Annotated in this window: 13 protein-coding genes; 4 read left to right on the plus strand and 9 right to left on the minus strand. The window is 69.1% G+C overall.

Translation table 11 applies throughout. The annotated features are described in order from the left end of the window. Window positions 1–70: 70 nt before the first annotated feature. Window positions 71–664, minus strand: a complete 594-nt coding sequence (locus tag GPY60_RS07180; protein ID WP_231639421.1) for a TetR/AcrR family transcriptional regulator — start codon at window positions 662–664, stop codon at window positions 71–73. A 51-nt stretch (window positions 665–715) separates the two neighbouring features. Here GPY60_RS07180 and GPY60_RS07185 point away from each other — a divergent pair, with 51 nt between their 5' ends. After that, complete coding sequence (locus tag GPY60_RS07185) at window positions 716–1261, plus strand: class I SAM-dependent methyltransferase (protein WP_156686944.1); 546 nt, start codon at window positions 716–718, stop codon at window positions 1259–1261. A 41-nt stretch (window positions 1262–1302) separates the two neighbouring features. Next, window positions 1303–2151, plus strand: a complete 849-nt coding sequence (locus GPY60_RS07190) for an enoyl-CoA hydratase-related protein (RefSeq protein ID WP_156686945.1) — start codon at window positions 1303–1305, stop codon at window positions 2149–2151. 55 nt (window positions 2152–2206) lie between these two features. Here GPY60_RS07190 and GPY60_RS07195 read toward each other — a convergent pair whose 3' ends face one another. From GPY60_RS07195 to GPY60_RS07230, 8 genes are read right to left on the minus strand one after another with little or no spacing between them, the layout of a single operon-like run. Further along, entirely contained in the window at window positions 2207–3907 is a 1701-nt protein-coding gene (locus tag GPY60_RS07195; protein ID WP_156686946.1) for an FAD-binding protein, read from the minus strand. Continuing rightward, the gene (locus tag GPY60_RS07200) at window positions 3904–5262 is read right to left on the minus strand and encodes an aromatic ring-hydroxylating oxygenase subunit alpha (protein ID WP_156686947.1); all 1359 of its coding nucleotides are present in this window, start codon (window positions 5260–5262) and stop codon (window positions 3904–3906) included. The genes GPY60_RS07195 and GPY60_RS07200 overlap by 4 nt, the downstream gene beginning before the upstream one ends. Before the next feature lie 13 nt (window positions 5263–5275). Then, the gene (locus GPY60_RS07205; RefSeq protein ID WP_156686948.1) at window positions 5276–6811 is read right to left on the minus strand and encodes an acyl-CoA synthetase; all 1536 of its coding nucleotides are present in this window, start codon (window positions 6809–6811) and stop codon (window positions 5276–5278) included. A 12-nt stretch (window positions 6812–6823) separates the two neighbouring features. After that, complete coding sequence (locus GPY60_RS07210; RefSeq protein WP_156686949.1) at window positions 6824–7696, minus strand: enoyl-CoA hydratase/isomerase family protein; 873 nt, start codon at window positions 7694–7696, stop codon at window positions 6824–6826. A 35-nt stretch (window positions 7697–7731) separates the two neighbouring features. Beyond that, window positions 7732–7968 carry a biotin/lipoyl-containing protein gene (locus tag GPY60_RS07215; protein WP_156686950.1) on the minus strand — a complete coding sequence of 79 codons (237 nt, stop codon included), beginning with the start codon at window positions 7966–7968 and terminating at the stop codon, window positions 7732–7734. Continuing rightward, window positions 7961–8959 (minus strand): alpha-ketoacid dehydrogenase subunit beta, encoded by a 999-nt coding sequence (locus GPY60_RS07220; RefSeq protein ID WP_156686951.1) that lies wholly within the window; start codon window positions 8957–8959, stop codon window positions 7961–7963. Before GPY60_RS07220 ends, GPY60_RS07215 begins: the two co-directional genes overlap by 8 nt. A gap of 3 nt (window positions 8960–8962) precedes the next feature. Next, window positions 8963–9901 (minus strand): thiamine pyrophosphate-dependent dehydrogenase E1 component subunit alpha, encoded by a 939-nt coding sequence (locus GPY60_RS07225; protein WP_156686997.1) that lies wholly within the window; start codon window positions 9899–9901, stop codon window positions 8963–8965. Window positions 9902–9960: 59 nt separating this feature from the next. After that, the gene (locus GPY60_RS07230; RefSeq protein WP_156686952.1) at window positions 9961–10824 is read right to left on the minus strand and encodes a mycofactocin-coupled SDR family oxidoreductase; all 864 of its coding nucleotides are present in this window, start codon (window positions 10822–10824) and stop codon (window positions 9961–9963) included. Window positions 10825–11043: 219 nt separating this feature from the next. On the opposite strand from GPY60_RS07230, the gene GPY60_RS07235 reads away from it, so the two are divergent. Both GPY60_RS07235 and GPY60_RS07240 read left to right on the plus strand, forming a co-directional pair. Next, window positions 11044–12264, plus strand: a complete 1221-nt coding sequence (locus GPY60_RS07235) for a CaiB/BaiF CoA transferase family protein (RefSeq protein WP_156686953.1) — start codon at window positions 11044–11046, stop codon at window positions 12262–12264. A gap of 105 nt (window positions 12265–12369) precedes the next feature. Continuing rightward, a complete protein-coding gene (locus GPY60_RS07240; protein WP_156686954.1) occupies window positions 12370–12639 on the plus strand; it encodes a metal-sensitive transcriptional regulator in 270 nt (89 codons plus the stop codon). Window positions 12640–12666 lie beyond the last annotated feature (27 nt).

The following is a 12666-nucleotide window of genomic DNA, read 5'->3' on the forward strand; positions in this document are numbered from 1 at the left end:
ATAGCGTTTAAGGGGGCGCTATCGACGGCGCGAAGGGTGCCGTGCGAAAACGACTATGCCGCTGGGTGCTTCACGGTTCCGGCCGCGGCGCGGACGCCCCCAGGACAAGACCGACGGCCTCGTCGAGCTGCCCCGCGATCTCCGGGAACGTGACGAACCGCGCCGTCATCAACGCACCGGCGAACGTCATCTGCAGCGTGGATCTGACCGCCCGGGGCCACCCCGGGCCGAGCGCCGCGGCGATCCGCCGGGACACCTCCTCGCCGATCTGGTCCCGGATCGGTTTCACCGCCGGATCGTCGGCCATCAGGGCCGCACCGCACGCGGCGGTCAACTCGGGTTCGTCGGCCACCACCACGGCCATGTCGCGCATGGTCGCGCTGACCCGGCTGCGGGCGGTGTCGTTGACGTCCGTGTGCATCGGCAGGTCGCGCAGGAAGCGCAGGTACACCGCCGCGACCAGCGCGCTCTTCGACGGGAAGTAGGTGTAAGCGCTCGCGGGTGACACGCCCGCCCGGGTCGCGACCGCCCGCATCGTCAGCTTGGCGTAGGAGGACTGGCGAAGTTCCTCCAGGCCGGCATCGAGGACCTTGCGGATCGTCTGACCCGGCCGGCGATCCGAGCGGCGCGCTGCGCCGGCCGGGGCGGGCGCATCTTTGGACACCCGTCCAGTGTAGAGAACCAGCCAGGGGCCGATCGGTCCTAGAGTGGCCCCATGGCCGAGGACGACCGGCGGCACTGGGACGAGCGGTACGCCGTCGAGGGCCCACCGTCGTCGACTGCCGCCGGCCCACCCGACGTCTTCGCGCCCTATGCGGACGTCTTCCCCTCGGCCGGACGGGCGCTCGAGATCGCCTGCGGGCAGGGGCAGGCCGCGGTGTGGCTGGCGCAGCGGGGGCTGACGGTATGGGGCGTCGACGTCTCGTCGGTGGCCGTCGACCGTGCGCGAGACCTGGCCCGGCGCACCGGTGTCGCCGACCGCTGCCGCTTCGAGGCCGTCGACCTCGACGGCGGCCTGCCCGCCGGTCCCGCGGTCGACGTGCTGATGTGCCACCGGTTCCGGGACCGGCGCCTCGACGGGGCGATCCGCGAGCGCCTGGCGCCGGGCGGCCTGCTGGCGATGGCCGTCCTGAGCGAGGTGGGGGCGGCACCCGGCAGGTTTCGCGCGGCGCCCGGCGAATTGCGCGCCGCATTCGGCGATCTCGACGTTCTGCACTCGGGTGAGGGGCAGGGTCTGGCCTGGCTGCTGGCGCGCCGCTGATACCTCCCGGGGGACGCCGATCACCCGGTAAGGTCACGTGGATGGAACGTCGCGTGCTGGAAGCGGTCATCTACGAACGCGAGCCGCCGATCGCGCGGATCATCCTGAACCGGGTCGAGAAGGCCAACACGAAGGACGCCGTGCTGGTCACCGAAGTCGACACCTGCCTGCGCGAGGCCGACCGCGACAAGGACATCAAAGTCGTCATCCTCAAGGCCAACGGCAAGGGCTTCTGCGGCGGGCACGTCGCCCGCTGGGGACCGGACGAAAACCCTTACCCCGACTTCGGAAACACCTTCGAGGACCTGTACAAGGGCACCGCGGACCTGTTCCTGTGGCCCACCCTGTACCTGTGGGAGTTCCCCAAGCCGACGATCTCGCAGATCCACGGGTACTGCATGGGCGGCGGCATCTATCTGGGCCTGCTGACCGACTTCTGCGTGGCCTCCGAGGACGCGTATTTCCAGATGCCGCTTGCCCAGAGCCTCGGGGAGCCCGGCGGGCACACCATGATCGAGCCGTGGCTGATGATGAACTGGCACCGCACCATGGACTGGCTGCTGCTGGCGCCCACGCTGTCGGCGCAGGAGGCGCTCGACTGGGGACTGCTCAACAAAGTGGTGCCGCGCGACGAGCTCGAGGGCACCGTCGAGGACATGGCGCGCAAGATATCCCAGATCCCGCTGACCACGCTGATGGCGGTGAAGAACAACGTCAAGCGGGCCTGGGAGCTGATGGGCATGCGGGTGCACCTGCAGGTCAGCCACATCCTCACGAACATGGTGGGCGCCGCGTCCGACGTCCAGGCGCGGCGGGCCGAGCTGATGCAATCCGGCATGAAACCAAGGGATTTCGTGGAACGCGACGAGGCCGGCGGGGCACCAGCGTGACGCTGTCGTCACCTTCGGCGCCGAGCGTGACCACAGCGTCACGCTCGCGGGCGGGCTAGCGACTGCGCTCCCCGGCCACACGGCGACCCGCGGCGTGGCGTGCCGCGACGTAACCGAACACCATCGAGCTGGCGATGCTGGCCCCCGCACCCGGATACGTCCGCCCCATGACCGTGGCGGTGCTGTTGCCGGTGGCGTAGAGGCCGTCGATCACCCGGTCGTGTTCGTCGAGCACCTGCGCGTACTCGTTCGTGACCACGCCGCCGCACGTCCCCACGTCCGATGGCAGCACCCTGGTGGCGTAGTACGGCGCGCGGTCGAGCGGTCCGACCGCGGCGTTGGGCCGGTACCCCGGGTCGCCGAGGCAGTCGTTGTACGCCGACTGGCCGCGCCCGAAATCCGGGTCCAAACCCTTCGCGGCGAACTTGTTGAACCGCTCGATGGTCCGCGCCAATTCGCCTGCGGGAAGGTCGATCTGCCGCGCCAGGTCGGCGACGGTGTCTCCCCGCTTGACCGCGCCGGTCTCGATCAGCCCGGGCGGCAGGCCCTGATTGCGCTTCAACGGGTTGGCGCTCGTGACGTAGCGGTGCACGTACCCGTCGTCGAAGATCATCCAGCACGGCACCGCCTTGTTCGCGTACATCGCCTTGCCGACCTCGACGTAGGAGTTCGACTCGTTGCAGAACCGCCGGGCGGTCGAGTCGACGTAGATCGCGCCGGGCCGCTGCCGCCCCGACCCCAGCGACGCCGCCGCGGCGCCCCCGTTCGCGATGAAAACCGAAGGTAGCCACCATGCCTCGTCGAGCAGGTCGGTCTTGGCGCCCAGCCGCATCGCCGCCTGCAGCGCCTCGCCGGTGTCGCCCGCGTTGGCGATGGACCACTGCCCCTCGTTCGGCTGGTCGCCGCTGTACTGGCGGCGCATCTCCTTGTTGTGCGCGAATCCGCCCGAAGCCAGCAGCACACCTTTGCGCGCCTCGACGTTGAGGGTCGCACCGCCCCGCGAGATCCGGGCGCCGACCACGCGGCCGTCGGAGACGATGAGGTCCTCCATCGCCGCGTCGGTCCACAGCGGGGGTTGCCCGTCCCCGAGTTCGATGAGCGCCTTGAGCATCTGCCCGATGAGCGAGGCGCCGTTGGTGAGGATCTGACGCCGGCGGGCCCGCGCGGCGGCGGTCCGCAGGAACACCCGGGTGGCCACCGCGAACGCGCGCGGGGACCGGTTGAAGTACTGCACGGAGCGAAGCTCGTTGGTGAGCACCACGTAGCCGTAGTTCTTGGCGAGCGGGGGCTGCACCTTGTCGCTCCAGTCGCCGAGTTCGGCGGCGTCGAAGGGGATTCCCTCCACCGCGCGCCCGGCCTCGTTGCCGCCCTTGTGGTTCGGGTAGTAGTCGCTCCATCCGGCGCAGCGCATGAGGCGCACGCCCTTGCGCATCAGGAAGTTGAGCATCTCGTAGCCGGCGGTGAGGAACATCTCCCGGCGTGCGGGCGACGAGGCCGGCCCGATGTCGCCGACCACGTCGGCGAGATAGGCCAGTCCGTCCTCGTGCGAGTCGGCGATGCCGTCGGCCCTCATCAACGGGTTGTTGGGCAGCCACACGATGCCACCGGACAGGCCCGTCGAACCGCCGACCAGCGGCTGCTTCTCAAGGATCAGCGGCTCGAGGCCGCAGTCGATGGCGGCCAGGCCGGCGACCATGCCGCCGCCGCCGCTGCCCGCGATCAGCAGGTCGACGGAGCGGTCCCACCCGGTGGTCATCGGGGCACCGTACCGGCGGGGGCGGTGAAGCCCAGATCGGCCATCGGCACGTCGATCGTGGTGTTGGTCTTCTGGATCGCGGGGACCAGGGCGTCGTAGGGGAGCCCGGCGAGGAACCCGTCGACGACCCGCTCGAAGTTGGAGATCAGCCCCTCGATGCGGCTGGACAGTCGCATGTACTCAAACCCCTTGGAGTGCAGGCCTTTCTGCTGCCTGGGCAGGTTGGCGAAGTCCTGGGCGGGGATGGGCGGCCAGCGCGGGTCGTCCGGCGCCATCGGCTCCGGTGGCGTCGGCTTGCCGGTGACCTGGTCGGGTGGGATGCGGGTGAGCGACCAGATCTCGAACAGCGTCTCCTCGGGTCCCAGCGGGCGGATCCGGTACGACGAGGCGCTGCTGTACTGGGGGAGCAGGAAGTAGTGGGGGAACAGGAAATTGATTGCTTCGGTGATGCCGCGCCGCTCCAGCTCGTTGAGGTCGGGCATGTCGCAGCCGCAGGCCAGGTGCCAGGCGACGACAGCGTCGTTCAGCGCGTGCCGCCAGGCGGCCATCGCCGCCGCCGGGTCCGCCGGTAGCTCCATGGCCTGCAGGCCCTCGGCGATGCGGATGTCGTTTTCGTGGGTCATGCCCGCCATGCCCTCGCCGAGGGTGCGCATGAAGTACAGGTTCGTCTGGGCCAGCCCCGGTTTGGACGTCTTCGGCATCGAGGACGGCAGCAGCTGCGGGTGCGTCTGGGGGACGTGGTAGCCCTCCATGAAGGCCGCCGTGGCCAGCTTCCAGTTCACCGGCAGCCGGCACGCCTGCCACCACTCGACCCGCAGCGACTCCACCTTCCACTCGTCGTAGATGGAGGCGAACGGCTCGAAGCAGTCCCGCAGCGGCGGCGCGTCGGTGTCGAGGTTGATCCATGCGCACCCGCCCCAGAGCTCGCAGCGGACCGAAACCAGCCGCAGATCTTCGGAATTCAGGTTGTGCTCGTCGAACTCCTCGGGACGCAGGACGAAGGTGTTGCGGCCGTCGATGCCCCAGCACCAGCCGTGGAAGGGGCATACGAAGGTGCGGCGGTTGCCGCCACCCTCCACCAGCTTGACCCCCCGGTGGCGGCAGGCGTTGTGGTAGGCGCGCACGGTGTCGGCGTCCAGCCGGACGACGATGATCGACTCGTCGAGGATCTCGTACTCGACGTAGTCGCCGGGCTTCGGGATTTCCTCCAGCCGGCAGGCCATCTGCCACACCCGCGGCCAGAGCATCTCGCACTCCGCGGCGTAGAACTCGGGGTCGTAGTAGCGCTGCTTGGGGATGCGGTCCGGGGTCTGGACCGCCCACGGCACCGGCAGCGGTGCCCAGTTCACATCCATGGCTCTTCCTCGTTCAGACGATCCGGGACACGCGCCCCTGCCAATATCGTTCGCGCAGGCGCCGCTTGTACAGCTTTCCGTTCGGGTCCCGGGGCAACTCCGGGGTGAAGTCGACGGTGCGCGGGCACTTGTAGCCGGCCAGGTGAGCCCGGCAGTGCGCGATGAGCTCGGCCTCGAGGTCGGGGCCCGCCGCCACGCCGTCCGCCGGTTGGACGACGGCCTTGACCTCCTCGCCGAACTCGTCGTTGGGGACGCCGAACACCGCGGCGTCGGCCAGCTTGGGGTGCATGACGAGCAGGTTCTCGACCTCCTGCGGGTAGATGTTGACCCCACCCGACACGATCATGAACGTCGAGCGGTCGGTGAGGTAGAGGTAGCCGTCGTCGTCGAGGTAGCCCATGTCGCCCAGCGAGCGCCAGCCGCGATCGTTGGCCACCGACGCGGTCTTGACCGGATCCTTGAAGTACTCGAAGTCGGGTCCACCCTCGAAGAACAACTCGCCAGGCTCGCCCGCGGGAAGCTCGGCCCCGTCCTCGCCCAGGACGTGCACGGCAGTCATCGGCCTGCCGACCGAGCCGGGGTGCGCCAGCCACTCCTCGGGCCCGATCGTCGTCCCCGCGAATCCCTCGGTGCCGCCGTAGTATTCGTGGATGATGGGCCCGAACCAGTCCATCATCCGGTGCTTGACGTCCACCGGGCAGGGCGCGGCGGCGTGGATCACGCAGCGCAGGCTCGACACGTCGTAGCCCTCGCGGACGGCCTTGGGCAGCTTCAGCATCCGCACGAACATCGTGGGGACGAACTGCGCGTGCGTCACGCGGTGCGTTTCGATCAGCCGCAGCACGGTTTCGGCGTCGAACTTGCGCATCAGGATGGAGGCGGCGCCGACGCGGTTGACCGCCATCGTGTAGTTGACCCCCGCCGCGTGATACAGCGGGGCGGGGGAGAGGTACACGCTGTCGGAGCTCATGCCGTACTTGTGGACGAGCGCCATCTCCAGCACCGCCTGGGCCCACGAGCCGTTGCCGTCGACCGGCAGCGGCCGGCGAACGGCCTTGGGCCGCCCCGTGGTTCCCGACGAGTACAGCATCTCCGAGCCGTCCGAGTGCGGCGGCGGATCGCCGGCCGAGGCCAGCGCGTCCTCGTAGGTCCGCCACCCCGGCAGCCCGCCCCCGACCGCGACATGGAGCTTGACCCCCGAGTTGACCCGCAGGATGTGCTCCGCGAGTTCGGGCATCGACGCGTCGACGAAGACCGCGTGGGCGTCGGAGTCGTCGACGACGTAGGCGACCTCGTCCGGCGTGAAGTGGGTGTTGACCGCGGTGTAGTAGAGCCCGGAAAGTTGGCAGCCCCAGGTGATTTCGAAGAATTCGGGCCGGTTGGGCAGCACCAGGGCCACGCCGTCGCCGCGGCGCAGCCCCGCCTCGTGCAGGAGCGCCGCGGCCCGCAGGCTCCGCTCGTGCAGCGCCGAGTACGAGATGGTGTCGCCGTCCGCGATCACGAGAGCCACCGAGTCGGGGGCCGTCGCGGCGTGGTCGGCGATGTTCATTGGCGGACCGGCCTAACTGGTTGCGGCACCGTCGGTCTGGGAAGCCGCGGCCGCCTGGCGCCGCGCCTGCTCGGCCGGCAGCACCTTGTCCTTGAACACCGTCTGGATCAGCTCCTGCACGTCCCTGCTGATGGAGGCGAGCGCGACGAGGTCGTTGGAGCTCTGCCAGTGCACCCGCATGCCCATCAGCTCCCACGCGCGCTTGAGGTTGGCCTTGGTCGCCAGCAGCGTCGTCATCGGCGCCTGGGCGATGTGGCGGGCGATGGTCTCGACCCGGTCGGTCAGCTGTTCGCGCGGGACCACCTCGTTGATCAGGCCGTACTCCAGCGCCTTGTGGGCGTCGACGACCTCGGCGGTGTACAGGTAGTAGGCGGCTCGCCGCCAGTTCATGAAAACCCAGGGCTCGATGGAGCATTCGCCCGACGGCATGCCGAACCCCTGCAGCGGCGGGTAGGAGAAGTAGGCGTCCTCCGACGCGATGACGATGTCGGTGGTCAGCCCGTAATGCGTGCCCCCGCCCACGCAGTAGCCGTGCACCTGCGCGATCGTCGGCTTGGAGAACTCCCACAGGTTGAGCACCGGCTTGACGAACAGGTCGGTCTGCGGCTTCCAGGGCGTGCCCATCACTTTCGCGCCCTCGACGAAGGCCGGGTAGTCGACCGCGTTGTTGCCGATCGCGTGTCCGGAGCAGAAGCCCTTGCCGTTGGCCTTGAGGATCACGACCTTGATGTCGTAGTCGCGGTCGGCGTCGAGCAGCGCCGCGTCGACCTCCTCGGCCAGCTTCTGGTCCTGGGCGTTGGCCTTCTCCGGCCAGTTCAGCGTGACACGCGCGATCGGGCCCTCCTTTTCGTAGATGATCCTCTCGCGGGTCTCGTTGAGGTCCATTCGCTGCCCTTTCTCCGGTTACGTCGCTTGTCGACTTATGAAGTGATGACGCCAATTTCGGCGCCGATGTCGTAGACGGTCCCGACCTGGCCGGTCCACTGCACGGTGCCCGATGCCCCGGCCTCGATCTCCTGCTCCACCTTCTCGGTGGCGATCACGTAGATGGGCGTCCCCTCGTCGACGTGCTCGCCGGCGTCGACGAGGAGCCCGGTCAGCTCGGCCTCGGAGACGGCCACGGAAACCCGCGGGATGCGAATGACGAAGTCAGCCATGGACCTTGGCCCTCTGGAGGGTGCTCAGCGCGGCGGCGACAATGCGCGACGGCGAGGGGTACACCTGCGCCTCGAGCGCAGGTGCGGCGGGGTTGGGAACGAACCGGGCGCCGACGCGTTCGATGGGCGCGGCCAGCTCGCCGAACAACTCGGCCTGCAATATCGCGGCGATTTCGGCCCCGGGACCGGCGAACTGGACGGCGTCGTGCACGACGACGACGCGCCCTGTGCGGCGGGCGGATTCGACGATGGTGTCGACGTCGAGGGGCACGAGGGTGCGCAGGTCGACCACCTCGGCGCTGACCTGTTGCTCCTGGAGGGTGGCCGCCGCCGCCAGCGCGTCGTGCACGCTGCGCCCGTAGGCGATCAGGGTCACGTCGGTGCCGGGCCTCTTGACGTCGGCCTGCCCCAACGGGATCGAGAACCCGGGTTCGAGCGGGACCGGACCCTTTTTGCTCTGCAGGCGGATCGTCTCGACGAACAGGCAGGGGTCCTCGTCGAAGATCGCCGCGGTCAGCAGGCCTTTGGCGTCACGCGGCGTGGCGGGCACGATCACCTTCATGCCGGGGATGTGCATGAACCACGCCTCCAGGCTCTGGGAGTGCGTGGCGCCCGTCGCCAGCCCCCCGTAGACCTGGGTGCGGATGGTGATCGGTGCCGTCGTGCGGCCCGCGGTCATGAACCGTAGCTTGGCGGCGTTGTTGATCAGCTGGTCGGCGGCGATGCCGATGAAGTCCATGATCATGATCTCGGCCACCGGCAGCATGCCGTCGATCGCCGCCCCGATGGCGGCGCCCACGATCGCGGCCTCCGAGATGGGCGTGTCGAGCACCCGTTCGTGGCCGTATTTCGTCGACAGGCCGGCGGTGGGTCCCGACGCGCCGGGGTCGGCGATGTCCTCACCGAGCAGGAACACCCGCTCGTCGGCCGCCAGGGCCTCGTCCAGTGCGAGGTTCAGCGCCTCGCGCATCGTCATTTCTTTTTCGTCCATCACTCACACCGGAAACTTGATCGGAGTGGCATACACGTCGCGGTCGAGTTCGTCGGCGGCCGGGGCATCCGCGGCCATCACCGCGGCCAGGGCGCTTTCCACAGCGGTCAGCGCCTCCGCCTCGATGCGGTCGAGTTCGTCTGCGCCGCAGATCCCCGCCTGGGCGAGGTGGTCACGGAACCGCGGCACCGGGTCGGCCGCCATCGCCTCGGCAAGTTGATCCTTGGGAATGTAGGGCATGCGGTCGCCGAAGTAGTGGCCGCGGAAGCGGAAGGTTTCGCACTCGAGCAACGTCGGGCCGCCCCCGGCCCGCGCCCGCTCCAGCGCGGCTTCCAGCGCGGTCTTGACCGCCAGCGGATCGTTGCCGTCGACGCGGACGCCCGGCATGCCGTATCCCGCCGCCCGCTCGGCCACGTGCTCGAGTTTCATGGTGTCCGTCGTCGGCGTCATCTCCGCGTAGCGGTTGTTCTGGCACACGAAAACCGTTGGGAGGCACCACAAAGCGGCCATGTTGGCCGCCTCGTGGAACGACCCGGTGTTGGTGGCGCCGTCGCCGAAGCTGACCACCGTGACGCGGTCGAGGCCCTTGCGTCGGGCGGCCATGGCCAGTCCGACCGCCACGGGCGGTCCGGCCCCGACGATTCCGGTGGACAGCATGACGCCCTTCGCTGGGTTCGCGATGTGCATGGTGCCGCCCTTGCCGCGGCTCGCGCCGACGGTGCGACCCATCATCTCGCCGTAGATCTCTTCCAGCGGAACACCCTTGCCGATGAGGTCGTGCAGGCCGCGGTACGTGGTGACCAACTGGTCGTCGGGTCGCAGGCACACACCCATCGCGGCGGCGATGGCCTCCTGGCCGCGCGACGGCCAGTAGACGCACATGAACTCGCCGGTCCCGATGCCCTTGGACAGCCGGTCGTCGGCCGCCTTCATGAGCACCATCAGTTCGTACAGGCGGCGCTCGACGCCCCTCCCCGAATCCCGTTCGCTCACAGCGCCGCTCAGCCCCCCGACCACGGCTTCACCTTGAGGAAGCCGCCGGCGTCGACACGCAGCTGCTGGCCGGTGATGTAGCGCGCCGCGTCCGAGGCCAGGAAGAGGACGGCCTCGCTGATGTCCTCGGGTTCGACGTAGGGGATGGGCATCGCCTGCACCACCGGGAAGACCGGCTCGGCGTCCGCGCGCGTCGGCTCCTTCAGGTCGGGCCGGAAGGCCCGGTACATCGGCTCGCTGTGCAGCATGTCGGTGTTGACATTGGTCGGATGGACCGCGTTCATGCGGATGGAGAACGGCGCCAGGGCCAGGGCGAAGTCGTTGACATAGTGCGCGGCAGCGATTTTCGCGAACGCATAGCCGGCGCCGCCCGGACCACCGTCGATGCCGGTGGTGTTCATCGACGACATGAACGCCGCGTTCGACCCGATCACGATGATCGACGCGCCCGCCTGGAGATGCTTCAGGCTCGCGTGCACCAGGTTGAGGACGCCGACCAGGTCCACGTCGACGGCGTCGGCGAACGCCTGCGGCGGCAGTCCGGCGGTGAGCGGGCAGATGCCGGCGTTCGCGACCACGATGTCGAGGTGGCCGAACTCGGCCACGCCCGCCTCGATCGCGGCGCCCAGGGCCACGCGGTCGCGGACGTCGGCGATGGCCGTGTACGCGCGCTGGCCCTCCTTCTCGACCAGCCGCGCCGTCTCGTCGAGGTCTTCCGGCCGGGCGAGCGGGTATCGGTTGGTTTCGATGTCCGCGCACAGATCCACGGCGATGATGTCGGCGCCCTCGGCGGCCAGCATCCTTGCGTGGGAGCGCCCCTGACCGCGGGCCGCCCCGCTGATCACGGCGACCTTACCCGTCACCCTGCCCATGGTCCGTCCTCCGTCATCGTGGCCGAATCTCAATCATGTTGCTGCTCAGGATCATTCGCCACGGCACCGGGCCGCCGCACCGGAGACCGGGCTCGTCCAATGGTCGGCTCCATCGCATCTCTTCCGCGAACACACTGCGCGTGGCTGCGGCCGGGCTATCGATATCCCTTAGAGTAGCTAGAATACTTAAAATAGCAAGAAAGGCCCGAGGGGGTGGCGATGCCCGGTGTCCTGCAGGGTGTCCGTGTTGTCGAACTGGCGTCGTGGACCTACGTCCCGTCGGCCGGCGCCGCGCTGGCGGATTGGGGCGCCGACGTGATCAAGGTGGAAGGGGTCGCCTCGGGCGATCCCGGACGGGCGCTGGTGGTCGGCGGTTTCACGCGCGAGGCGGCCCGGCCGGACGCCGACTTCATCCTCGAGCTCGGCAACCGGGGCAAGCGCAGCATCGCCGTCGACATCAAGTCCGAGGCGGGCCGCGAGTTCTTCGGCAGGCTGCTGGCCAGTGCCGACGTGTTCCTCACGAACTGGCTGCCCGGCGCGCTGGAGCGGGCGAGGCTGACGGTCGAGGACATCCGCTCCTTCAACCCCGACATCATCATCGCCCGCGGCACCGGGCTGGGCGTGCGCGGACCGGACCGGGACCGCGGCGGATTCGACGCGGCCACCTACCTGGCCCGGGGCGGCGTGGCGTACACGCTGACGCCGTTCGGCTCGGAGACGCCGGCCGTCCAGGGGCCGGCTTTCGGCGACCTGCAGGGCGGGGCGACGCTGGCCGGCGGCGTGTGCGCCGCCCTGTTCCACCGGGAACGCACCGGCAAGGCGACGATCGTCGACTCCTCCCTGCTGGCGCAGGCGATGTGGGCCATCGCGCCGTCGATCTGCGCGGCCGACTTCTTCGGCATCGACGGTATCCCGGGGGCGCCGCCCGGGCTGGCGATCAACCCCTTGGTCAACAGGTACAAGACCAAAGACGGCAGATGGATCCAGCTCGTCTTCCTCCAGCCCGACAAGTTCTGGGCCGGCTTCTGCCACCGCATGGGGTTGCCGGAGCTGGCGACCGACGAGCGGTTCGTGCCGTCGAGCAACCTGATCGCCAATGCGGCGGAGGCGACCGCCATCTTCAACGACGCGTTCGCCGCCCACGACCTCGCGCACTGGCAGAAGGTTCTCGAGGACGAGCCGGGGGTCTGGGGTGCGCTGGCGACACCGCGGGAGACGCTCAACGACCCGCAGGTCGAGCCCAACGGGTACGTGGTGACCAACGTCGACGACCACGGCGAGAAGTACCGGCTCGTCGCCGCGCCCGTCCAATTCGACGAGACGCCGCCCGCCCCTGCGCGGGCCCCGGAGCACGGCCAGCACACGGAGGAAGTGCTGCTCGAGCTCGCGGTCGACTGGGACGACATCGCCCGCGCGAAGGATCTCGGGGCGATACTGTAATCCCGACGGGCTAACCTGGCAGATATATACCCAAAGGGGTATATTGGCGACCTGCCGGCTTATACCCCTGGGGGTACCAAGCGGCACACCGAGACGGAGGATCCAGTGATTGGTGACCAAGACAGCATCGCCGCCGTGTTGAACCGGTTGCGCCGCGCCCAGGGTCAACTGGCCGGCGTCATCTCGATGATCGAGCAGGGCCGCGACTGCAAAGAGGTCGTCACGCAACTCGCCGCGGTTTCGCGCGCGCTCGATCGCGCCGGGTTCAAGATCGTCGCGACGGGGTTGAGGGAATGTGTCTCGGGCAGCGCGGCTGACGGCGGCACCCCGCTGAGCGAAGCCGAACTGGAGAAGTTGTTCCTGGCGCTCGCCTGAGGCGGGCGCCGCAGAATCCGAGCACAA

This window comes from Mycobacterium sp. Marseille-P9652 (genome assembly GCF_902652685.1).
Lineage (GTDB): Bacteria > Actinomycetota > Actinomycetes > Mycobacteriales > Mycobacteriaceae > Mycobacterium.

Coding starts and splice junctions, on each gene's coding strand:
- GPY60_RS07185 (WP_156686944.1), top strand. CDS start 716: ATGGCCGAGGACGACCGGCGGCACTGGGACGAGCGGTACGCCGTCGAG.
- GPY60_RS07190 (WP_156686945.1), top strand. CDS start 1,303: ATGGAACGTCGCGTGCTGGAAGCGGTCATCTACGAACGCGAGCCGCCG.
- GPY60_RS07195 (WP_156686946.1), bottom strand. CDS start 3,907: ATGACCACCGGGTGGGACCGCTCCGTCGACCTGCTGATCGCGGGCAGC.
- GPY60_RS07200 (WP_156686947.1), bottom strand. CDS start 5,262: ATGGATGTGAACTGGGCACCGCTGCCGGTGCCGTGGGCGGTCCAGACC.
- GPY60_RS07205 (WP_156686948.1), bottom strand. CDS start 6,811: ATGAACATCGCCGACCACGCCGCGACGGCCCCCGACTCGGTGGCTCTC.
- GPY60_RS07210 (WP_156686949.1), bottom strand. CDS start 7,696: ATGGACCTCAACGAGACCCGCGAGAGGATCATCTACGAAAAGGAGGGC.
- GPY60_RS07215 (WP_156686950.1), bottom strand. CDS start 7,968: ATGGCTGACTTCGTCATTCGCATCCCGCGGGTTTCCGTGGCCGTCTCC.
- GPY60_RS07220 (WP_156686951.1), bottom strand. CDS start 8,959: ATGGACGAAAAAGAAATGACGATGCGCGAGGCGCTGAACCTCGCACTG.
- GPY60_RS07225 (WP_156686997.1), bottom strand. CDS start 9,901: ATGGTGCTCATGAAGGCGGCCGACGACCGGCTGTCCAAGGGCATCGGG.
- GPY60_RS07230 (WP_156686952.1), bottom strand. CDS start 10,824: ATGGGCAGGGTGACGGGTAAGGTCGCCGTGATCAGCGGGGCGGCCCGC.
- GPY60_RS07235 (WP_156686953.1), top strand. CDS start 11,044: ATGCCCGGTGTCCTGCAGGGTGTCCGTGTTGTCGAACTGGCGTCGTGG.